This window comes from Vibrio sp. AIC-3 (genome assembly GCF_013114515.1).
GTDB lineage: Bacteria > Pseudomonadota > Gammaproteobacteria > Enterobacterales > Vibrionaceae > Vibrio > Vibrio crassostreae_C.
Window position 1 is genome coordinate 49,696 of the sequence record NZ_VTXG01000010.1, and the last position, 21,853, is coordinate 71,548.

General features: G+C 45.1%; 21 protein-coding genes. 6 read left to right on the top strand and 15 right to left on the bottom strand.

Translation table 11 applies throughout. The features are described from left to right. Positions 1–13 precede the first annotated feature (13 nt). From pyrB to aspA, 7 genes are all read right to left on the bottom strand, one after another. Complete coding sequence (gene pyrB / locus F0229_RS09340) at positions 14–943, bottom strand: aspartate carbamoyltransferase (protein WP_017062721.1); 930 nt, start codon at positions 941–943, stop codon at positions 14–16. A gap of 489 nt (positions 944–1,432) precedes the next feature. Continuing rightward, positions 1,433–2,443 carry an ornithine carbamoyltransferase gene (locus F0229_RS09345; protein ID WP_004729719.1) on the bottom strand — a complete coding sequence of 337 codons (1,011 nt, stop codon included), beginning with the start codon at positions 2,441–2,443 and terminating at the stop codon, positions 1,433–1,435. Positions 2,444–2,584: 141 nt separating this feature from the next. After that, positions 2,585–3,496 carry a carbamate kinase gene (gene arcC / locus F0229_RS09350; RefSeq protein WP_017062723.1) on the bottom strand — a complete coding sequence of 304 codons (912 nt, stop codon included), beginning with the start codon at positions 3,494–3,496 and terminating at the stop codon, positions 2,585–2,587. Between the two features lie 73 nt (positions 3,497–3,569). After that, the gene (gene arcA, locus F0229_RS09355; RefSeq protein ID WP_171732707.1) at positions 3,570–4,793 is read right to left on the bottom strand and encodes an arginine deiminase; all 1,224 of its coding nucleotides are present in this window, start codon (positions 4,791–4,793) and stop codon (positions 3,570–3,572) included. An 805-nt stretch (positions 4,794–5,598) separates the two neighbouring features. Beyond that, positions 5,599–7,047 (bottom strand): YfcC family protein, encoded by a 1,449-nt coding sequence (locus F0229_RS09360; protein WP_171732708.1) that lies wholly within the window; start codon positions 7,045–7,047, stop codon positions 5,599–5,601. 510 nt (positions 7,048–7,557) lie between these two features. Then, complete coding sequence (locus F0229_RS09365; RefSeq protein WP_017061168.1) at positions 7,558–8,865, bottom strand: anaerobic C4-dicarboxylate transporter; 1,308 nt, start codon at positions 8,863–8,865, stop codon at positions 7,558–7,560. A gap of 180 nt (positions 8,866–9,045) precedes the next feature. After that, positions 9,046–10,497 (bottom strand): aspartate ammonia-lyase, encoded by a 1,452-nt coding sequence (aspA, locus tag F0229_RS09370; RefSeq protein ID WP_171732709.1) that lies wholly within the window; start codon positions 10,495–10,497, stop codon positions 9,046–9,048. Positions 10,498–10,781: 284 nt separating this feature from the next. Here aspA and F0229_RS09375 point away from each other — a divergent pair, with 284 nt between their 5' ends. Further along, complete coding sequence (locus F0229_RS09375) at positions 10,782–11,306, top strand: FxsA family protein (RefSeq protein ID WP_012604974.1); 525 nt, start codon at positions 10,782–10,784, stop codon at positions 11,304–11,306. 175 nt (positions 11,307–11,481) lie between these two features. Here F0229_RS09375 and trmL read toward each other — a convergent pair whose 3' ends face one another. From trmL to F0229_RS09395, 4 genes are all read right to left on the bottom strand, one after another. Beyond that, the gene (trmL, locus tag F0229_RS09380) at positions 11,482–11,961 is read right to left on the bottom strand and encodes a tRNA (uridine(34)/cytosine(34)/5-carboxymethylaminomethyluridine(34)-2'-O)-methyltransferase TrmL (RefSeq protein WP_009844716.1); all 480 of its coding nucleotides are present in this window, start codon (positions 11,959–11,961) and stop codon (positions 11,482–11,484) included. An 83-nt stretch (positions 11,962–12,044) separates the two neighbouring features. Further along, complete coding sequence (locus F0229_RS09385; protein ID WP_017071177.1) at positions 12,045–12,662, bottom strand: superoxide dismutase; 618 nt, start codon at positions 12,660–12,662, stop codon at positions 12,045–12,047. Positions 12,663–12,738: 76 nt separating this feature from the next. After that, on the bottom strand, positions 12,739–14,118 hold the full coding sequence (gene cpxA / locus F0229_RS09390; RefSeq protein ID WP_171732710.1) for an envelope stress sensor histidine kinase CpxA: 1,380 nt from the start codon (positions 14,116–14,118) through the stop codon (positions 12,739–12,741). After that, positions 14,118–14,807 carry a response regulator gene (locus tag F0229_RS09395; RefSeq protein WP_017066566.1) on the bottom strand — a complete coding sequence of 230 codons (690 nt, stop codon included), beginning with the start codon at positions 14,805–14,807 and terminating at the stop codon, positions 14,118–14,120. The genes cpxA and F0229_RS09395 overlap by 1 nt, the downstream gene beginning before the upstream one ends. A gap of 178 nt (positions 14,808–14,985) precedes the next feature. Between F0229_RS09395 and F0229_RS09400 the strand changes: the two genes are divergently transcribed. The 3 genes from F0229_RS09400 to pfkA all read left to right on the top strand — a co-directional run bounded on the left by F0229_RS09400 (position 14,986) and on the right by pfkA (position 17,848). Then, complete coding sequence (locus F0229_RS09400; RefSeq protein WP_017063671.1) at positions 14,986–15,495, top strand: CpxP family protein; 510 nt, start codon at positions 14,986–14,988, stop codon at positions 15,493–15,495. Between the two features lie 164 nt (positions 15,496–15,659). Next, a complete protein-coding gene (gene fieF / locus F0229_RS09405; protein WP_017066567.1) occupies positions 15,660–16,568 on the top strand; it encodes a CDF family cation-efflux transporter FieF in 909 nt (302 codons plus the stop codon). Positions 16,569–16,885: 317 nt separating this feature from the next. Further along, positions 16,886–17,848: a 6-phosphofructokinase gene (gene pfkA, locus F0229_RS09410; protein ID WP_017061160.1), complete on the top strand. Its 963-nt coding sequence runs from the start codon at positions 16,886–16,888 to the stop codon at positions 17,846–17,848. Positions 17,849–18,218: 370 nt separating this feature from the next. On the opposite strand, the gene F0229_RS09415 is transcribed toward pfkA, so the two are convergent. Both F0229_RS09415 and tpiA read right to left on the bottom strand, forming a co-directional pair. Continuing rightward, entirely contained in the window at positions 18,219–18,572 is a 354-nt protein-coding gene (locus F0229_RS09415; RefSeq protein WP_017061159.1) for an endonuclease domain-containing protein, read from the bottom strand. A 142-nt stretch (positions 18,573–18,714) separates the two neighbouring features. Beyond that, entirely contained in the window at positions 18,715–19,485 is a 771-nt protein-coding gene (gene tpiA / locus F0229_RS09420) for a triose-phosphate isomerase (RefSeq protein WP_017061158.1), read from the bottom strand. A gap of 249 nt (positions 19,486–19,734) precedes the next feature. Between tpiA and F0229_RS09425 the strand changes: the two genes are divergently transcribed. Both F0229_RS09425 and F0229_RS09430 read left to right on the top strand, forming a co-directional pair. After that, positions 19,735–20,082, top strand: a complete 348-nt coding sequence (locus tag F0229_RS09425; protein WP_017061157.1) for a 5-carboxymethyl-2-hydroxymuconate Delta-isomerase — start codon at positions 19,735–19,737, stop codon at positions 20,080–20,082. Between the two features lie 45 nt (positions 20,083–20,127). Next, a complete protein-coding gene (locus F0229_RS09430; protein WP_017061156.1) occupies positions 20,128–20,556 on the top strand; it encodes a DUF805 domain-containing protein in 429 nt (142 codons plus the stop codon). 61 nt (positions 20,557–20,617) lie between these two features. Here the strand turns inward: F0229_RS09430 and F0229_RS09435 are convergent, their stop codons facing one another. Together F0229_RS09435 and F0229_RS09440 are read right to left on the bottom strand one after the other, a co-directional pair. After that, complete coding sequence (locus F0229_RS09435; RefSeq protein ID WP_017061155.1) at positions 20,618–20,965, bottom strand: DUF3135 domain-containing protein; 348 nt, start codon at positions 20,963–20,965, stop codon at positions 20,618–20,620. A gap of 122 nt (positions 20,966–21,087) precedes the next feature. Continuing rightward, positions 21,088–21,708 carry a metalloregulator ArsR/SmtB family transcription factor gene (locus F0229_RS09440; RefSeq protein ID WP_017063674.1) on the bottom strand — a complete coding sequence of 207 codons (621 nt, stop codon included), beginning with the start codon at positions 21,706–21,708 and terminating at the stop codon, positions 21,088–21,090. Between the last annotated feature and the right edge of the window lie 145 nt (positions 21,709–21,853).

Genomic DNA, 21,853 nt, shown 5'->3' on the forward strand with positions numbered 1-21,853 from the left:
CTGTTTCTCCTGCTTATAAAGTGTCGTTAAGAACTAGGGCCAATAGGGCTTCGCGAGCGTATACACCGTTTTCAGCTTGTTCGAAGTAGTAAGCGTGTGGCGTTTTATCAACGTCGGTGGTGATTTCGTCGACGCGTGGCAGCGGGTGAAGTACCTTCATGTTTTGACGAGCGTCTTTCAATGTATCGGCGGTGAGGATGTAAGCCGATTTCATGTGTGCGTATTCCGACGCATCAAAGCGCTCTTTCTGCACGCGAGTCATGTACAGAACATCCAGTTCCGGCACGACTTCTTCAATGCTGCTGTGAGTGCTGTATTGGATGCCCATCTCTTCCAATTCTTCACAGATGTAATCTGGCATCTCTAAGACTTCTGGCGCGATAAAGAAGAAACGCACGTTATTGAATTTCGATAGTGCTTGCGTCAATGAGTGCACGGTACGGCCATATTTTAGGTCGCCGACGAACGCCACATTGAGGTTATCGAGCGTGCCTTGTGTTTCGTAAATCGAGAACAGGTCCAGCAAGGTTTGCGTCGGGTGCTGGTTAGCACCGTCGCCGCCGTTTACTACCGGCACACCGTTAGAAAATTCAGACGCTAAACGTGCTGCCCCTTCTTGTGGGTGACGCATTACAAAGGCATCGACGTAGGATGAAATAACCTGCACTGAATCGGCAAGTGTTTCGCCTTTCTTCGCCAGTGAGGTGTTACCGCCATTATCAAAGCCAATGACCGTGCCACCAAGGCGCTGGACGGCGGTCTCAAATGAAAGGCGAGTTCGAGTTGAAGGCTCAAAGAAGCAGCTCGCAACGACTTTATTTTTCAGCAACTCTGGGTTTGGCTCGGCCTTGAGTCTTGCTGCTGTGTCGACGATAAGCTCCAGTTCATTACGAGTGAGCTCAGGTATGGAGATGATGTGCTTGTTAAATAACGAATGCGCCATAACGGGTCTTCCTTCTATGCATACAGTCAAATTGCGGACAAAAAAAAGCCCCCTAAAAATAGGAGGCTTCGAAACGATCAATAGAGCAAAATAAAAATGACACCACCGCCACTCTTTGGCGTGTAGTTTGACAATCATGTGCGACAGAATTGCAGTTCATTTTTTGCTCTCTTAAGACAAATTGCGGAGGATTATACTCAGATAAAAACGGCATGCAATACTTTCTGTAAAGTATTCATTTAATGGATTTTTATGCGAAATAACCTCTACATTTTGCTTTGATTTAAGCCCTTGTTGAAACAGAAAATCTCAGGGTTTTTGGGGCGATAATGCCCTCAAGTACATGAAAAAAAATGCGGGCTTTATCCAAGGGCTAAATCCCAAGTTCGCCGCCCGCATTTCCCTGTCATTACACTTAACTTGTCAATGTCTCGCGAACAAGTGAGTGCTTAACTTCTTAGTTGTTTCGATTCTTAGCTGTTTAGGTAATTAACTGCCTAGTGTTGCAACCATTACTGCTTTGATGGTGTGCATGCGGTTTTCAGCTTCATCGAACACGATAGAGTATTCAGACTCAACTACCTCATCAGTCACTTCCACACCGTCTTTTAGCTGTGGATATTCAGCCGCAAGTTGTTTGCCTACCGTGGTATCTTCGCCATGGAAAGCTGGCAGACAGTGCATGAATTTCACATGTGGGTTGCCTGTTGCCTTGATCATGTCCATATTGACTTGGTAAGGCATCATTAGGTTGATACGCTCAGCCCATGCTTCTTTCGCTTCGCCCATCGATACCCAAACGTCGGTGTAAAGGAAGTCACAACCTTGCACGCCTTCTTGAACATCTTCAGTCAGTGTGATTTTGCCGCCTGTGTGCTCTGCAATTTCACGACACTGAGCCAATAGCTCTTCTTGTGGCCAGAACTGTTTTGGAGCAACAAGGCGAATGTCCATGCCCATTTTCGCAGCGCCAACCATCAGAGAGTTACCCATGTTGTTACGAGCATCACCTAGGTAAGCAAAGCTGATTTCATGCAGTTGTTTACCACGGCCATATTCGGTCATGGTTAGGAAGTCAGCAAGAATTTGTGTTGGGTGGAATTCGTCAGTTAGACCATTCCATACTGGCACGCCAGCGTAAGCGCCTAGCTCTTCAACGATTTCTTGACCGAAGCCGCGATATTCAATGCCATCGTACATGCGGCCAAGAACGCGAGCGGTATCTTTCATTGATTCTTTGTGGCCAATTTGAGAGCCAGATGGGCCTAAGTAAGACACTCGAGCGCCTTGGTCGAATGCCGCTACTTCGAATGCGCAGCGAGTACGAGTAGAGGTTTTCTCAAAGATAAGCGCAATGTTTTTGCCAGTTAGTGTTGGCTGTTCGTAACCGTTGTACTTCGCTTTTTTTAGCTCCATAGAAAGATCTAACAAGTGTTGAATTTCGCGTGGAGTGAAATCTAGTAATTTTAGGAAGTTACGATTGCGTAGGTTAAAAGCCATGATGTATTCCTTCTTAGATTTAGGCGCTTTCTTGTTACAGGGAAAGAAAATTCAAGAAAGCGCGATTCAATTTTTGTGTATTAATTTCAGTTCAAACGGTGATTCAGTTTTCTCGCAAGGTTTGAAAAGCTCGCGAGTAGATTAATCTTTGGTGATGTTGGTGCCCGCCAAGCCTTGCAGGATTTGCAAACCATCTTCGAGTGCACCAATACCGACGACTTTGCCGCCTTGCTGAATGAATTCGCACGATGCTTCAATTTTTGGTCCCATAGAGCCTGCATCAAATTCGAATTTCGCCAGTTCACTTGGTGTGGTGCTGCGCAGTGCGTGTTGAGTCGGTTTGCCCCAATCAAGGTAAACAGCGTCCGCGTCGGTCAAAATAAGCAGTGCATCCGCATCCAGTTGTTTCGCTAAGAAAGCCGCTGACATGTCTTTGTCGATAACCGCTTCAACACCCACTAATTTGCCGTTCTCTTTTTTCACTGGGATGCCACCGCCGCCAGTACAAATCACTAGGTGGCCTGCATCGATAAGTTGGGTGATCGCTTCGTGCTCAACAATGCCAGTAGGGCGTGGGCTTGGCACAACGCGACGGAAGTGTTGGCCGTCTGGTTTGACGATCCAGTGGAATTTCTCCGCCAATTCACGCGCTTCCGCTTCTTCGTAGATCGGGCCAATCGGCTTCGTTGGATCGGCGAATGCAGGATCGTTTGGATCAACGGTCATTTGCGTCAACATGCACGAGATGTTGCGGTTAGGTAGATAGTTCTTGAACTCTTGCATCAGCATGTAGCCGATCATGCCTTGAGTCTCACTGCCCAATACATCTAGCGGATACGGGTTTACTTTTTTGTATTCCAAACCTTGCAGAGCCAGTAAACCAACTTGTGGGCCATTACCATGTACTAGAACCACGTTGTACACTTTCGCGATTTCAGAGATGGTTTTAACCGCTGTTTCAATATTACGGCGTTGAACATCGGCTTCTAACGGCTCACCGCGACGAAGTAAGGCATTACCGCCGAGTGCAACAACAACAGTTTGCTTAGTCATAATTGTGTTCTCTCATTTTGGCCAAGCTGAGATTATTTAAGATCATTCAACTTGGCCGTTTTCGTCTTAGTGATTAGATACCATCACGCTCAATTGGGCAGCTCATGCAGCGTGCGCCACCGCGACCGCGGCCAAGTTCATCTCCAGGGATAGGAAGAACTGTGATGCCTGCTTTATCGTATTTTTCATTGGTGTAGGTGTTGCCTTCGTAGCCAATCACAACGCCAGGTTTAACCGTTAGAACGTTGTTTGCATCGTTCCACTGCTCACGTTCTGCATGGAAGTTGTCACCACCGGTCGTGATTAGGTTTAGCTTGTCTACGCCAAGTGCTTTTTCGATAGCTGTTACGAAGTAGCCTTCTTCTTTCACTTTCACTGCGCCAGACTCATCACCAGTTAGGTTCCAGCACTGTACGTCTTTACTCACCACTTCAGGGTAAACAGAGAACGTATCTTCGTTCATGTGCGTCATAACGGTGTCTAAGTGCATGCAAGAGCGGTGTTTTGGTAGCTGCATTGCGATAACTTGTTTCGCTTGACCGTGTTTGAATAGGCTCGATGCTAAGTGCTCAACACCTTGTGCTGTTGTACGCTCAGACATACCGATAAGAACCGTACCGCGACCGATTACAAGAACGTCACCGCCTTCAATGGTTGAGTTGTCGTAGCTGATGTTTTCTTCATCGCCGAAGTACTTAATGAAGTCTTGGCCAGCAAATGTTGGGTGCCAGCGGTAAATAGCGCGAACGTGGTTGGTTTCACGTTGACGAGCAGGTTTCGCCATCGGGTTGATGGATACGCCACCGTATACCCAGCAAGATGTGTCACGAGTAAATAGGTGGTTTGGTAGCGGTTCGATAATGAAGTCGGTTGGTGCGTGCATGCCTTGCATCATTGAAGATGATTTCATTGGCATCTCAGCGTAAGACAGACCACCCGTTAGGATTTTTGCTAGTTCTAGGTTTGGTAAGTCGCCCAAGTAGCAGCGCACATCGTTAGCAAAGGTTTTGCCTAAGCGGTAATCAGAAACTTGATGATTCAAAAGCCAATCTTTCGCTTCTGGCACTGCTAGCGTGTCTGCTAGTAGGTCAGTAAGAAGAAGAACTTCAACACCTTGAGCACGCAGCGTTTGAGTAAATGCGTCATGCTCTTTACCAGCACGTTCAACAGCCAGTACGTCATCAAATAGTAAATCGTGACAGTTAGAGGGTGTTAGGTGAGTCAGTGCGCGTCTTGGACGGTGAACTAGAACGCGGCGTAATTGACCTATTTCAGAACCTACATAGAACTTACTCATGATCGTCTCTCTCTTATATATTTGAATTACTTTTATCGCTAAGAGTAATTATTTATTTTCAGTTGAGAAGAATGAATTATTTATTCATATCTCTTGTCTGGAATTAATATTACGCCTGCTAGTCAGGTATTCTTAGAGATCTATCACAAATCGTTTTTTATCCCGCAGCCCTTTAAAATTAAGGGTTTTAACAAACTTTATGCACTTTCAGTTATGAATAATACATTCTAAATAGTTAGCAGTTAGGGAACTTTATGCACGCTTTTTTGACGAAACTTACTAGAATCTAATTTACGAGGGATTATATGCAGAATAGTTTTATTGATAAGAGTGTACTTAGCTTGGAAGTATGCAGTGTTTTTATTTAGATATTTAATTTTGGATGTGGAATTAATTGTTTATTAACAAAGTAAATGCGAATAAAGCTGTTGCGATCACATTTTTAAATCGGCTGTTTAAGTGTGTTTTTTGATAGAAAAGGGCATTAATCCTCGTCTGTTTATTAGGCTATTAATTACTTTAAATATAATTAACGCTAATAAGTGACTAACTATTTGTTTAAACATCATGGTTGAAAATAGAGTGTTATTTCATCAAGAAAATTAGATGTTTAAAAGTAGGATTGATTCTTCTATTGCGAGTGCTTTGAGTTTAGTTGAGCTTGGCTACGAACAGAAGAACCTTGAATATCGCGTGTATGGCTTTGAGGATCTGTTTCAGTGGCAGAGGGTTACATTGAGAGGGAACAATAAAAAAGCCGCTGTGAGAAGCGGCTTTGGATGAGAAAGGAGTGAAGTGCTGTTAGTTAGATCAGCGCACCAATACTCAGTACAGCAATGCAGAACACCATCAATATACCGACTAGTGGCATCACCCATTTAACCCAGCGCACGTAAGGGACACGAGCAATCGCCAAACCACCCATCACCACCGCGGAGGTTGGGGTGATTAGGTTCACCAAGCCAGATGCAGATTGGTACGCAGTGATAACCAAGTCACGACCTACGCCAGCAAAGTCGGCCAGTGGTGCCATGATTGGCATGGTCAGTACCGCTAAGCCAGAGGTCGATGGCACTAAGAACGACAGTAGAATCTCTAAGAAGAACATCACGTTAATGAAGATAACCGAAGAAAGCCCCGTTACCATCTGTTCTGCTGAGAAGAGAATGGTATCGGTGATCATACCGCGGTCCATCACCACTACGATACCACGTGCAATACCTATGATGAGCGCAACGCCAAGTAGGTCGCGGGCACCATCAATGAAGCTGGTGGTAAACTCTTCTTCGCTCATGCGAGCCACAATACCAACGATGATGGTTGCTGCTAAGAACATCGCTGAGATCTCAGCCATCCACCATCCAGCAACGGATACACCATAAATCATTACAGCGAACGAGCCACCAAAAATGGTCAGAATCAGTTTGCGAGTCGCGGTGAATTCAAGTTTTTCGCCGCTCGCATTACCTAAGAAGTGCGCTTTGTTCTCTTCGTATTTGTCGTAGACAATTGATGTTGTTGGATCGGCTTGAACCATTCTTGCGTAACGCATTACGTAGGCAACACAAATACCCCAACCAATAATCAACATCGCAATGCGCAACACGATACCGTCTGTAAATGGAATACCAGAGGCGTTGGCAGCGATCACGGTTGCGAATGGGTTAATCGTTGAACCCAGCACCCCAATACCTGCACCAAGCAGTACGGTCGCAGCGGCAACAAGAGGGTCAAAGCGAGCTGCCATCATTACCGGCACTAGCAATGTATAGAAGGGCAGTGATTCTTCCGCCATGCCGTAGACGGTACCACCTGCGGCAAATAGCGCCATCAGTATTGGTATCATCAACTCTTCTCGCCCTTCTAAGCGGGCGGTGACGCGCTCGATACCGGCATCAATGGCACCCGTTTTGGTTACTAGCCCTAAGAAGCCACCAATGATTAAGATGAACAGCGAAACGTCGATAGCCGCCGCTTCATAGCTATTGTGGTCATAGAAGCCGTCAATAGGCGCGAGCAGTATATCAATCACGCCTTGAGGGTTACCTTCTACCGCTTGATAGGTTCCGGTTACGGGTACTTCTCGGCCTAGCTCTTCATTCATTGCACGGTCGTATTGGCCTGCTGGAACAATCCAGGTAAGCAGTGCGACGAACGCAATCAGAATAAATAGAATGGTGTAGGCAGAAGGGAATTTAAAGTTGGCAAAGAAGCCGCCCTTTTTTTTCTCGCTTGGTATCGTTTGAGTTGTCATGGCTATCTCCTTACATCATCTTAAATAGAAGTGATGTGAATTAGCGACTAATGATTTATAGATTGTAAATACACGGACACTTATAAAGCACTCAACGATATAAAGTTGCTGACTTTAAATTAAGGTTGTTTTTATATTTACTAATCCAAATGAAGTTAGATTTAATTTAGCTGCGGTTATTTTATTCCTTACTCCGGTATTTAAGTTTGGTGCTGTTCACAAAAATAATGGCTAATAAAAGGGCTAAAAAATGGCAGAAAATCGTCAAGGTTTTTTGGTTAGTTAGCTTGGATTAATATTCGTTGTGGATTAACTGGAAGTGGAAGGAGATTGATTTGGTAGGTGTTGTTTATGATTAGGCAGAATAATCTTGGAATTTTATTCAAACTTTATTTTTAGGCGGTTTTTAAAGTTTATAATGGTTATTTGATGCGTATCAAATAACACATTGAGCAGAAAACAAAAAAGGAAGCCGAAGCTTCCTTTTAAATGTTCAATCACCAGCGAATGTTAGATAAACAGACCGCCGAATGCGAAGCCGAGTGCTACCGCAGTACTGATTGTTACCACACCTGGAATGAAGAATGGGTGGTTGAATACGTAGTTACCGATACGCGTTGAGCCTGTGTCATCCATCTCAACCGCTGCTAGTAGCGTAGGGTAAGTTGGAAGTACGAACAGCGCACTTACCGCAGCAAAAGAAGCAACGGCTGTTAGTGGTGCTACGCCAATCGCTAGTGCTGCAGGCATCAGTGCAACTGTTGTTGCGCCTTGAGAGTAAAGCAGCATAGAAGCGAAGAACAGAACAAGAGCCAGCATCCATGGGTAGTCAGCCAGTAGAGCGCCTGCTACGTCTTTGATTTCAGCAACGTGTGCGTTTACAAACGTTGAACCTAACCAAGCCACACCAAGTACACATACACATGCCGTCATACCAGAACGGAACGTTGGTGCTGAAGAAATCTTCGCTGCATCAATCTTAGTGAACATCACGATAGCCGCTGCTGCTGCCAGCATTACAGACATGATCGCTTCGTTACGACCTAGCGCCGGGTTTTCAATTAGGCCAACAGAGCTAGAGATAGCCGCTGCGTAACAAACCACGAAACCAATTGCAGCTAGGAAGATGTACGTTGCTTTCTTCGCTGTAGGTAGAATTTCGCGTTTCTCTTCTGTTGCTAGCTTGATTAGACCTTTCTCTAGACGTTCTTGATAAACAGGATCGTCTTTCAATTCGCTACCCATGTAGTTAGCAACAACCGCACCAACCATACAAGCGATGAAGGTTGTTGGGATACAAACCATCAATAGCGTTAGGTAATCAACACCAAATGGTGCCAACATTGCTGCGAAAGCCACAACTGCAGCCGAGATTGGCGAAGCTGTGATAGCAATTTGAGAAGCGACAACTGCGATAGACAGTGGACGAGAAGGACGAACACCTTGGCCTTTCGCTACTTCTGCAATAACAGGAAGCGTAGAGAATGCTGTGTGACCAGTACCCGCCATTAATGTCATTACAAAGGTCACAATCGGCGCGTAAAAGGTGATGCGTTCAGGGTGTTTACGCAAAAAGTTTTCGGCAATTTGTACCAACCAGTCCATACCGCCAGCAACTTGCATTGCAGCAATTGCGGTGATAACTGACATGATGATCAAGATTACGTCGATCGGGATGAAAGATTGGCTTGTTGGAACGCCAAGAATAAGTGAAAGGGCAATAACACCAGCACCACCGGCAAAACCAATACCGATACCGCCAATTCTGGCCCCCAAAAAGATAAAGAGCAGGACGACAAACAGTTCTACTGCAATCATAAGTAACACCTCATTTAGATTTTATTATGTGAACATTCGCCGCTGGAATGTTCACATAATAGTTCTATGGTTTAGATTCAATTTGGCAAAAGCGCAACCAACGGAAATCCACAAAATAATCATGGTTAACCGTATTGGAGCCTAAAAAAGGGCTCCGTTTGGAACCCTTTCTCGCTAACTTTATTCGTAGCGCTTCGCTTTATACTGAGGATGCATCAAATTTTCAACAGAGAAAATGTCATCAAGTTCTTCTTCGGTTAATAAACCGCGCTCTAGAATCACATCACGAACGCTCTTACCTGTCTCAGCACAGATCTTACCAACAATGTCACCCTCGTGGTGGCCAATGTATGGGTTTAGGTAAGTGACGATACCGATAGAGTTAAATACGTGCGCTTCACATACTTCTTTGTTCACCGTAATGCCGTCTACACACTTGTCGCGTAGGTTCACACAAGCGTTTGTTAGGATGTCTAGAGACTCAAACATGCTTTGTGCAATAACAGGTTCCATTACGTTCAGTTGAAGTTGACCACCTTCCGCAGCGAAAGAAACCGTGTTGTCGTTACCTAGAACTTTGAAGCAAACTTGGTTTACTACTTCAGGTACAACTGGGTTTACTTTAGCAGGCATGATTGAAGAACCTGCTTGCAGTTCAGGTAGGTTTAGCTCGTTCAAACCAGTACGTGGACCTGAAGAAAGTAGACGCAAGTCGTTACAGATCTTAGATAGCTTAACTGCTAGACGCTTAAGTGCGCCGTGCGTCATTACGTATGCGCCACAGTCAGACGTTGCTTCGATTAAATCTTCAGCCGCTACACACTCTAGGCCTGTTACTTCTGCTAGGTGTTTCACTGCTAGGCCTTGGTAACCCGGTGCTGCGTTCAGACCTGTACCGATAGCCGTTGCGCCTAGGTTTACTTCAAGCAGTAGTTTTGAAGTGTATTCTAGGTTTTTGATTTCTTCATTGATGGTTACAGCCCAAGCGTGGAACTCTTGGCCAACCGTCATTGGAACTGCGTCTTGAAGCTGAGTACGACCCATCTTCAAAATCGTGTTGAATTCTTGGCTCTTAAGCTCGAATGCACCTTTTAGGTATTCGATCGCATCAATCAGTTTACGAACGCTGTTGTAAACAGAGATACGGAAGCCAGTTGGGTAAGCACAGTTTGTAGATTGGCTGCGGTTTACATGGTCGTTCGGGTTGATGAACTCGTATTGGCCTTTTTCTTTGCCCATAAGTTCAAGAGCCACGTTCGCAACAACTTCGTTTGCGTTCATGTTTACAGAAGTACCAGCACCACCTTGGAAAACGTCCGATGGGAACTGATCCATGCACTTACCCGTGTCTAGAATTAGGTCACAAGCTTGGATGATGTATTTAGCCACTTCGCTTGGAATTACACCTAACTCTTTGTTTGCTAAAGCCGCTGCTTTCTTAGTCATCACCATACCGCGAACGAATTCAGGTACATCTGAGATCGTTACATTTGAGATGTTGAAGTTTTCAACTGCGCGTAGAGTGTGGATGCCGTAGTAAGCATCAGCCGGAACATGACGTTGACCTAATAGATCTTCTTCGAGACGAGTAGCTTGAGGAGCTTCAACTTGAGCTTCTGATTGAGTAGCCATAACAGGATCCTTAGAGAATTATTCTGATTATATAGTTAGTTATTAGCCTATTCTGTGTGCAAATACTCCGTTCGCTAGAATATTGGGCTGATAAATCCGTCCTGACTTATGTGGCACATGATACTGTACTTAGCGCATAAAAATATTAAGTGGATCACCTTTTTCGGTTTTGTTTCGTCAATATTTTGCAAAGTTATTCTTGGTCAATAAACACGCTTATTTACAGGATAAATTTGAGATTGTTAGGGCTTTCAGCGTAAACTGCAAGTAACAAAGGAGGGCGTGTGTTTCCTATCTTATTATTACTATTTATCTTCGTACCCATCATTGAGATTGGGCTATTTATTCAAGTTGGTGGCTTCTTAGGATTGTGGCCAACTATTGCGTTGGTTTTGATCACTGCATTTGTGGGTGCATCGCTGGTTCGTAGCCAAGGCATTCAGACACTTATGTCTGTGCAAGGTCGTTTGCAACAAGGCGAAATGCCAGCACAACAGATTCTTGAAGGCGTGATGCTTGCAGTTGCCGGTGTATTGCTGCTGACTCCGGGTTTTATGACGGACGCACTCGGTATGTTGGTATTATTGCCAGCACCAAGAGCGATGATTGCCAAGAAAATGATGGAAAAAATGGTGGTGACTAATATGTCTGGCGGTTTCCATGCCGGTGGACAAGCTGGTTTTGGCCAGAGCCCATTTGGACAAGACCCATTCAATCGCGATCCATCTGATCAATCAAAAGACGGCAACACCTTTGAGGGTGAGTTTGAGAAGAAAGACGACGACAACGATCGTAATCGCTTAAACTAATTAATCTTTTTTCTCTTTAGATAGAGGGAAAACAGAAAAGGCTCTTACCTTTATCCTTCGCAAGAAAGTGATAATGGTAAGAGCCTTTTTTATTGTCTGTCGCTAGCTGTTACTTATTGTTTACTATCGATAACAGATAACAGATAACAGATAACAGATAAGCTTGAGTGTTCGGTTATACCGCGCCTTCAAAGCCCATTTGTCGCCATGCTTCAAAAGCAATGATTGCCACTGCGTTAGACAGGTTGAGGCTGCGTGCGTCTGGCATCATTGGAATACGAATACGTTGCTCCATTGGCATGCTTTCAATGAACTCAGCAGGCAGGCCGCGAGTCTCAGGGCCAAACATCAGCACATCGCCTTGTTGGAATTTCGCATCAACGTGGTGGCCTGTCGTTTTTGTGGTGCAAGCAAAGATGCGGAAATCACCCTCACGTTCATTCTCTAGATACTCAAGGAAAGCTTCTAGGTTCTTGTGACGCTTAACTCGCGCAAGGTCGTGGTAATCCAATCCAGCACGACGAACCTTCTTCTCTTCAAAATCAAAGCCAAGCGGTTCAATCAGGTGCAGGTTTGCGCCGCAGTTAGCACATAGGCGGATGATGTTACCCGTATTGGGTGCAATTTCTGGTTCGTATAGAGCGATATCAAACATGTTGGTTCACAAGAGTAATCAAAGATAGCCCGAGTATACGGTGGCAAGCTGAGTGAGTACAGTTCGCCACCGTCACCATTCGCTTACGCTTGGTTCGTTAGTGCTTGCGCGTAGTTTTCAGAAACCGCCTTCCAATTCACCACATTCCACCATGCGTTGATGTAATCAGGGCGACGGTTTTGGTAGCTGATGTAGTAGGCGTGTTCCCAAACATCCAATGCAAGAATCGGCTCACCGTTGCTAGCGATGGTATCCATCCATGGGTTGTCTTGATTTGAGGTCGAGATGATCTTCAGTTGTCCTTGCTCTACCACTAGCCAAGCAAAGCCCGAGCCAAAGGTATTGAGCGCCGCTTGAGCGAACTGATCTTGGAAGGTCTCGAAATCTCCGAAGGTACTCTTGATAGCCTCACCAAGCTCGCCCGTAGGTTCACCACCGCCGTCTCGCGACATGCAGTTCCAGTACAAGATGTGATTGTAGTAGCCACCGCCATTGTTACGAACAGCCGGGCTGTGCTGAGAGATGTTGGCGAAGATCTCGGTCAGAGATTGCTGTTCTAGCTCGCTGCCAGACACCGCCGCAACAAACTTATCGTAGTAGGTTCTATGGTGCTTGCTGTAATGCACTTCCATTGTCTTAGCGTCAATGTAAGGCTCTAGGGCATCGTAAGCGTAGGGTAAAGCAGGGAAAGTGTGCGACATGGTAAATCCTCCTTAATTAGAAGATTTACCATAATGGTAATGACAATCATTATCAACTGCGATCTTTGTGGGGGTATTACACCGGTAAGATAGGCAGGGTGATTTCGAGTTGTAATCCACCGAGCTGGCTGCGGGTTGCGGTGATGGTTCCGCTGTGTTGGCGAATCGCACTTTCAGTAATGGTTAATCCAAGCCCTGTGCCGCCAGAGTTTCTGTCACGCGCTGTTGAGACACGGTAAAAAGGTCTGAAGATAGAATCGAGTTCATCCTCTGGAACACCATCACCATTATCATTGACGCAAATTGTTAGCTGATCTTGAACCACATGGAACTGTACATCCACTTGGTCTTTACCGTAGTAGATGGCATTGCGTGTAATGTTGTCTAGCGCACTCATCAGCAGTTTAGGGTTCCCCGAAATAGAGCGTTCTGGGATCTTCGAAAACGTCAGTTGTTTGCCCATCTGTTCGGCTTCAAACTCTGCGTCTTTTAAGATCTCTTCCCATAGGCTCGAGATAGGCTGAACCTCACGAGTAATATGGCTGTCGACCTGCATACGAGATAGCGTTAGCAGCTCACTGATCATCTGTTCCAAACGCTGTGCTTCGGTATCAATGCGTTCTAACTCTTGGCTCTCGCCTTGTTTACGAATCGCCAGTGCATTGGCCATGCGAAGACGTGTCAGTGGCGAGCGGAGCTCGTGTGAGATATCAGAGAGCAGGCGTTGTTGCCCCGAAATCATCTGGTTCACCGCTTCGACCATCTGGTTAAAGCTCTCACCTGCTTGTCTGAATTCAGACGTACCTTTTTCAAGTGTTGGATCAACTTCAAACTGACCTTTCGCCACGCGTTGTGCCGCGCGTTCTAGCCTGCGAGCGGGTTGACTCAGTGCCCAAGCTAACCAAAGTAATAGCGGGGTACTCGCCAACATCACGGCAAGCAATAGCTGCAGAGGTCTATCAAACAGGCGCAGTAAGAATGGCGGTGGTTGGTTCCACTTCACTCCGGCATACATCAGCAACTCTTCACCAGCGAGAGTAATTGGCACTGGCCCTGCGACCATGTAGTGTCCGTAGAGTTTTTGCTTCGGTATCTCAGGGTTATCAATCGAGGTAACAAAGTTACGAATCGCCTTTAGCTTATAGTCTGAATGCCTTTTCGAGGTAAGGACTGCGCCCTCAAGATCGGTCAGGTAGATGCGAGCTCTAGAATCCTTGCGGCTGCGTGGCGCCTCCAGTTGGAAGACAATCTTGCCCAGATTAGGTTCTTTGGCGTAGCGTTTCTCTGTGATTTTAGCGATACGCTCGAGTTTATCGAGGTGATCTGCGGGCACATCTCGCGCGACTCGAGGGTCTAAATGGGGAAGTGACAGCACCGACAAAAGCACCAGTAACATGGTGAACCAAAAGATAGCAAAGATACGTCCATATAAGCTGGTGATTTTAGGTATACGCATTAATCTTCCTCTACCAATAAGTAGCCACGGCCTCGTAAGGTTTTGATACGTGATTTGCCGTCAGTGCGCTCAGGAATCTTCTTACGTAGATTAGAGATGTGCATGTCTATCGCGCGGTCAAACGCTGCGAGCCTTTTACCCAGCACATCCAAACTCAATGCTTCTTTGGTGATCACTTGCCCTGGGTTTTGGATAAGGTGACTCAGTAGGGCGAACTCGGTTGTGGTGAGGTCGATGAGCTCCCCATTGCAGTAGGCTTCTTGTTTGCCCGGGAAGACTTCGATGTCTTGATATTGAACTCTATCACTGGCCGCCTTAGGTGCGGTGTTGGTTTGAGTACGACGCAAGATAGCTCGAATACGAGCTAACAACTCTCGGTCACTGAAAGGTTTAGGCAGGTAATCATCCGCGCCAAGTTCAAGACCAATCACACGGTCGATCTCTTCGCCTTTTGCGGTCAGCATTAGTACCGGCGTTTCCCAATTTTCCCTCAGCTTTTTTAGCGTTTCCATGCCATTAAGGCGCGGCATCATCACATCCAAAAGGACCAGATCAATCTCATCATTGATCGCTTCAAGCCCGGCATAGCCATCATTGGCTTCGGAGACAGTGAAGCCCTCAAAGCTCAAAATGTCTTTAAGTAAGCTGGTTAACTCTGTGTCGTCATCAATAAGAAGAATGTTCGCCATTGGGAAGCCTTAATCATTTAGTTAGGTTAATAATACTGCTAATTATTCGTCAACTTTCACTCTTTACGATTCTTTACGCTTTCTAAACGTCACTTTACGAGGGAAAGACTAATCTATATTCAAGCGCTGAGAAACAGACGCAACACATGACTTATTATACCGAATTGAGGCAACAATTATGAAAATGACTAAGAAACTTGTACTAGCAGCTGCGGCACTTCCACTTATTTTTGGTACAGCAAGCGCGTATGCTTACGGTGGTGGTGATAAAGGTGACCACAAAGGTATGCACGACAAGTGTGGCGGTTTCGATAAAAAAGTAATGCGCCAACTAGACCTAACCGACGCTCAAAAAGAACAGTTAAAAGAGATGCGTGAAGCAGACCGTGCTGAGATGAAAGCAAAGCGCGGTGCAAACAAAACGGCAAAAATGGCGCAAATGAAAGCGCATCACGAAAAGGTTCAAGCATTGGTACTTGCTGACAACTTTGACGAAGCAGCAGCAAACGACCTAGCAAGCCAAATGGTTGAGAAGCAAACTGAGCGTCGCGTAGCAATGCTTAAGAAGCAACACCAAATGATGAGCGTACTAACGGCTGAGCAAAAGACTCAACTGAAAGAAATCCAACAAGAGCGCATGACTAAGTGTGCTGACAAAATGGGAAAACGCATGAACAAAGACAAGTAATCCATTGCTTGAAAAATCAGCGTTGAATGAAAGTGTTTCGAAAGAAGCGGCCGAGTGCCGCTTTTTTTGATCCTTAAAAATGAATGTTTTACATCATAGCTGTCATATTCAATTGGTTGTTTGCAGGTTATACTTTGTGCTATCAGTCACTTTATAGCCAAGTTATGAAACAAGAATACGCACGTTTAGTTACGCTCGCCGCTTGGGCAGCCACCACCATCGCCACTATTTTATTGATAGTGAAAGTCGCAGCGTGGTGGGTAACAGGTTCTGTGAGTCTGTTGGCTTCCGTCGTGGACTCCATGCTTGATATCGCAGCCTCTGTCGTTAACCTTATCGTGGTTCGCTACTCTCTGCAGCCTGCCGACAAAGAGCACACCTTTGGTCATGGTAAGGCTGAATCTCTCGCTGCATTAGCGCAGGCAATGTTTATTTCAGGCTCTGCATGTTTCCTTATTCTCAATGGTATTGAACGCTTCTTCCGACCTCATGAACTGAACTCTCCAGAAATTGGTATCTACGTCAGCCTGTTCGCGATAGTGATGACCTTTGGTCTGGTTCGCTTCCAAAAACATGTGGTCAACAAAACGGGTAGCCAAGCTATTGCAGCCGATTCATTGCACTATCAATCAGACCTTTATATGAACGCCGCGATTATGCTGGCACTGGCATTGAGTTGGTTTGGGCTTGGCCAAGCGGACTCTGTATTTGCGGTGGGTATAGGTATCTACATTCTGTACAGCGCTTATCAAATGGCGATGGAAGCGGTTCAGTCTCTGCTTGATCATAAGCTGCCAGATGATGAGCTGAAACAGATTAAAGAGACATCATTGAGCGTGGAAGGCGTGTTGGGTGTGCATCAATTACGAACGCGTCGCTCGGGGCCAATACGCTTCATCCAACTGCATCTAGAATTGGAAGATAATATCCCACTTATTGAAGCGCATCGCATTTCTGACGAAGTAGAGGCTAAGCTTATCTCCGTGTTCCCTGATGCTGATGTATTAATTCACCAAGACCCGTATTCGGTCGTATTTGGACCAGAGAAGCAGCAGAAATTCCACTCGTGGTAATGCGTGCTAAAAATCAGCGGGCAAATGGTAAGTGAGTGGCTTTTGAACTAAAGTGAGTAAAAATTATTAACTGTTAGGTGATTCAAAAACCACCTTAGTAACAATTAATGTTGATTCTGATGTGAATCAACAAAGTTATTGAGTAAAACTGTAATACTCTTACAGAAGTAGAAATGTTACATAATTTTACGCGATTTGAGTGCTATTCCTGTTGAGGAAATGTAACATAACGCACAAATATAGATTTAAAATCTTGTTGATATACAATCAGCAAGAACAAGAATTGAATAATAGATTCCCAAAAATCGAGGGTGAGCATGATTAAGAAGATCGGTGTTTTGACCAGTGGTGGTGACGCTCCAGGTATGAACGCAGCAGTTCGCGGCGTTGTTCGTACTGCGTTATCAGTTGGCATTGAAGTTTACGGTATTTACGATGGCTACCAAGGCCTTGTTGAAGACCGTATCGAAAAGCTTGACCGTTCAAGCGTATCTGACGTGATCAACCGTGGTGGTACTTTCTTAGGTTCTGCACGTTTCCCTGAATTTAAAGACGTTGCTGTTCGTGAGAAAGGCATTGAGAACCTTAAGAAGCACGGTATCGAAGCACTTGTTGTTATCGGTGGTGACGGTTCTTACATGGGTGCTAAGAAGCTGACTGAAATGGGTTACCCATGTATCGGTCTTCCAGGCACAATCGATAACGATATCGCGGGTACTGACTACACAATCGGTTACCTAACAGCGCTTAACACTGTTATTGATTCAATTGACCGTCTACGTGACACGTCTTCTTCTCACCAACGTATTTCTATTGTTGAAATCATGGGCCGTCACTGTGGTGACCTTACGCTTATGTCAGCAATCGCGGGTGGTTGTGAGTACATCATTACTCCAGAGACTGGCCTAGATAAAGAACAGCTTATCAGCAACATCCAAGATGGTATTGCGAAAGGTAAGAAGCACGCAATCATCGCTCTAACTGAGCTAATGATGGATGCTAACGAACTGGCTAAAGAGATCGAATCTTCAACAGGTCGTGAAACTCGTGCAACGGTTCTTGGTCACATCCAACGTGGTGGTCGTCCTACTGCATTTGACCGTGTATTGGCTTCTCGTATGGGTAACTACGCTGTTCACCTTCTTCAAGAAGGTCACGGTGGTCGTTGTGTGGGTATCGAGAAAGAAGAACTTGTTCACCACGACATCATCGATTGTATCGAGAACATGCAGAACCCAGACCGTTCTGAGCTGTTCCGCGTTGCAGAAGAGTTGTTCTAAGCCACGCTTAGCGTTCGCTTAAAGAATTTAAAAACCGCTGATTATTCAGCGGTTTTTTTGTGCCCGCCGTTCTTTAGATTCATTGTAAAATCCCCTCCTAGCCTCCCCTTATGTCAGGTTTCTAGATCCCTTTAGCTTTCATTGGAAAGGGGAGGAACCGTTCCGTAGTTGTTGGAGCATATACCGACTACAACTAATTTTAGCGATTAACGTAAGCTTTCCTATTAGCGATTTATTGAACATTTTATGGTTTCAGTAAGCCTAGGAACCTAAGTGAACAAAGAAAGTTCTCCCCCTTTACCTTAGATCGGCAGGGTAATCGAAAATGTTGAAATAAGGGGGAGTTAGAGGGGGATGCGTACACAGAAGTTTATTTGGGGATTGAATTCATGATTTTCACCAAAACTTCTTCAAGATTCTGATTAACTTCATTATTGGTAAAGCGAAGCACCTTGATTCCAATCTTGTTTAAGTCTCGTGTACGCTGATGATCGTAAGCCTGTGCTTGTTCTGAAAAGTGGCTATTACCATCTATCTCAATGGCCAGTTTTAGTTCACAGCTGAAGAAATCCACGACGTACTTTCCGATGCTATGTTGTCTGCGAAACTTAATACCAAGCTGCTTGTTCCGTATATAAAACCATAGCTTGCGTTCTGGTTGAGGCATGTTGTTTCGGAGCTGTTTTCGAAATGTGTTTAGATGAGCTTGTGTATAAATCTTCATAACGCAGTCTAATAAACCGGAATGTTATTAAGTTACAAAGAGCTCAGTGCAAAAAAGAGGTTGGGAGTGGCGGTTTTCGAGCGAGATCAAAAAAGGCCAACCTAAGTTGACCTTTCATCTAATCTAAACGGTGAGGTTTAAATTAAGCTTTTGCTTCAGCTGCTGCTTTAGCGATAGCTGCGAAGCTTTTCGCGTCTAGAGCTGCGCCGCCAACTAGAGCACCGTCGATGTCTGGTTGTGCGAAGTAAGCTGCTGCGTTTTCTGGCTTAACAGAACCGCCGTATTGGATAACAACTTTCTTAGCAACTTCTTCAGATTTCTCTGCGATGTGTGCACGGATTTGAGCGTGGATGCGCTGTGCATCTTCAGCTGTAGCTGCTTTACCAGTACCGATAGCCCAGATTGGTTCGTAAGCGATGATAGCGCCTTCAAGAGCTTCAACACCTTGAGTGTTGATAACAGCGTCCAGTTGACGAGCACATACTGCAACAGTTTCGCCTGCTTCGTTTTGTGCTTCAGATTCACCGATACAAAGAACTGGAGTTAGGCCGTTCTCTTTTAGGAATGCGAATTTCTTAGCTACGAACTCATCTGATTCGTTGTGGTATTCACGACGCTCAGAGTGACCGATGATGATGTGAGATGCGCCGAACTCTTTAAGCATTGCTGGAGACATGTCGCCAGTGAATGCACCGCTGTTGTTTAGGTCAGAGTTTTGAGCACCTAGGATGATCGCGCTGCCCGCTTCAGTAAGCGTACGCTCTGCTAGATCAACGAAAAGTGCTGGTGGAGCAACTGCTACGTCTACGCCTGTTACACCTTCAAGTTCAGCGTTAAGACCGTTTAGTAGATCAACAACCATTTCTTTGCTGCCGTTTAGTTTCCAGTTACCCATAACTACAGGATGACGCATAGGAATATCTCCAAAGTATTTAAATAAATCGAATGTAAAAAAGTAAACTTTATTACGAAATAATATAACAGATTAATATCAACAGATCATGACTGTGGTCATGACTTTCTTGGATCTTACTCAATGGTCAGAGTAGATTTTGAGCATATATCAGTGATCCGGCAGACAGAATAATAGCTAACTTCTCGGATTTTTCATCGTTAGTTGTTATTAAGGGACAAACGATTGCGTTAACAACAGGAAGTAACAATGCCGAATCTAGTTCTAGAGTACTCCAATTCAGTGGATGAGCGAGTAAATATCCAAGGCTTACTGGAAGATCTCCACCAAGTCGCTCTCACATGTGGCTTGTTTGATGTGCCATCAGTGAAATCTCGTTCACTGCGTTGCCATAATTGGTTGGTCGGTGATGAGGAAGATAGTGTAGACTTTATTCATATCAGCTTTGAGTTACTTTCGGGACGAACGGAAGAGCAAAAGCGAGAATTGTCACGATCGTTAATGCAGATCCTGCAAGAACAAGCGAGTCATGTAAGAAGCTTAACGGTGAATATTCGTGATATGGATAAAAGTTGCTTTCAAAAAGTAATAAACTAACCATTGCTGCTGACTTTTAGCGGCGTATAAATTTGAGTATTTAAGATGTCGATGAAAGAATTACTGCTCTCTTTCAAGGGGAGAATTGGTCGTAAGACTTACTGGATTTGGAATGTTTTCTACTACATAGCGATTACCGGTTTTGCTTCAGGTATCTCTGTGTTGTTCCCTGCTTACTCTTATATCCTGCTACCAATCATCCTATTGATGCTTGTGATCCCAGACCTTGCGGTAACCGCTAAGCGCTGGCACGACCGCAATAAGTCTAATTACTGGCTACTATTGAATGTGCCATTAGTATTGGGTCGTTTAGCTTCGCCAATGGTTGCAACGACGACAGAGCCGGTATCGCCAATTCATATGGCGGCAACCGTCGCGGCATTAGTGTGTGGTTTCTGGATTCTGATTGAGTGTGGTTTGTTGAAAGGTACAGAAGGCCGTAATGACTACGGCGAAGACCCATGTGAATATTGAACAGCGAACCAATAAGAAGGGGGCATTACGCTCCCTTTTTCTTTTTAGTGCTTTGCTAATTTCAGTACATTTTAGGTTCGGTATTCGGCTTAAAAGGCACGACATTTTCAGGCAGAGATTCTTCAAAGCCGCAGCGCCCTTCGAGTGCATCTTGGAACTTACAGACCTGACAGCGCAGCTCTTGCATGAGTACGACATTGGCGTGGTGTGGGTTTTTACAACGGCTAACCACTAAGTCGATGTGACTTTGCTGCGCACGAAGTCGGTCTTGCATCACGTCTGAAGCCGAACAAATCATCTGTTCGCACATCTCGTGTTTGAATTGATTGAATGCTTTCGGGTCGCTTTTCGCGAGTTGGACAAGTTCATCAAAGGGTGGCAGTTTTTGAGCGGGTTGTGGATGCGCCATCATTCCTTCCTTAGCATTAAGCGTGTTTCATATGCTCTAAGCTTAAGAAAGAAATCTGTACAAATTTTAATCTATTTGTATTTTCTCAATATTGAGACGGTATTAGCCGATTACCTTTGCAATCAAAGGGCGGGTGTTAAGGTGTAAGTGCAGCGTCGTTCGCCAGCAATGATGTGCTCTGTACGGCTCACGTGACACTCATCTTTTAGTAACTCAGTAAACACGTTGAGCTCAGATTGGCACAGGCTAGGGCAGCGAGTTGCAGCCTTACAGATAGGGCAGTGGTTCTCAATCAAGATGTAGTGATCATCATGCTCTTGAAGCTCAGCCATGTAGCCTTCGTCTTCACGAAGCTGGGTGAGTTTTTTAAGCTTGCTGATGAGTGAATCACAGCCAGACAGCGCAGTTTGATACTGCTTAAGAGTGTGTTGTTCACGCTCGGCAGCAACCTTAGCCAGCCCTTCTTTACCAAATAGATTCTCGACAGCATCAATCACTTGAATGGTGAGTTCACCATGTCGGTCTGAAAATTGGTTATGACCTTGTTGAGTCAGGGACCAGTGGCGAGTCGGGCGACCCACTTTCACTTTCACATCATGAAACGCAAGAATACCGTCATCTTCCAGGCTTTGCAGATGTTGCCTTGCCCCCATTGTCGTCATGCCAAATTCTTCTGACAGTTGTTTCGCGGTTACCGCGCCTTGACGCTTAATGGTCTGTAAGATTCTGTCGCTTGTTTTCATACTATCCCTACCTAATGAACCTTACTATTATGAGGCAAGGTGTTTATAAAGCAAACCATTTACTATATTGATGATAATTTACTCTATAGATAGCGTTTTACTCTATTGGCTGCCATGGTCAGATTCTGGTGCGCTAATAAAACAA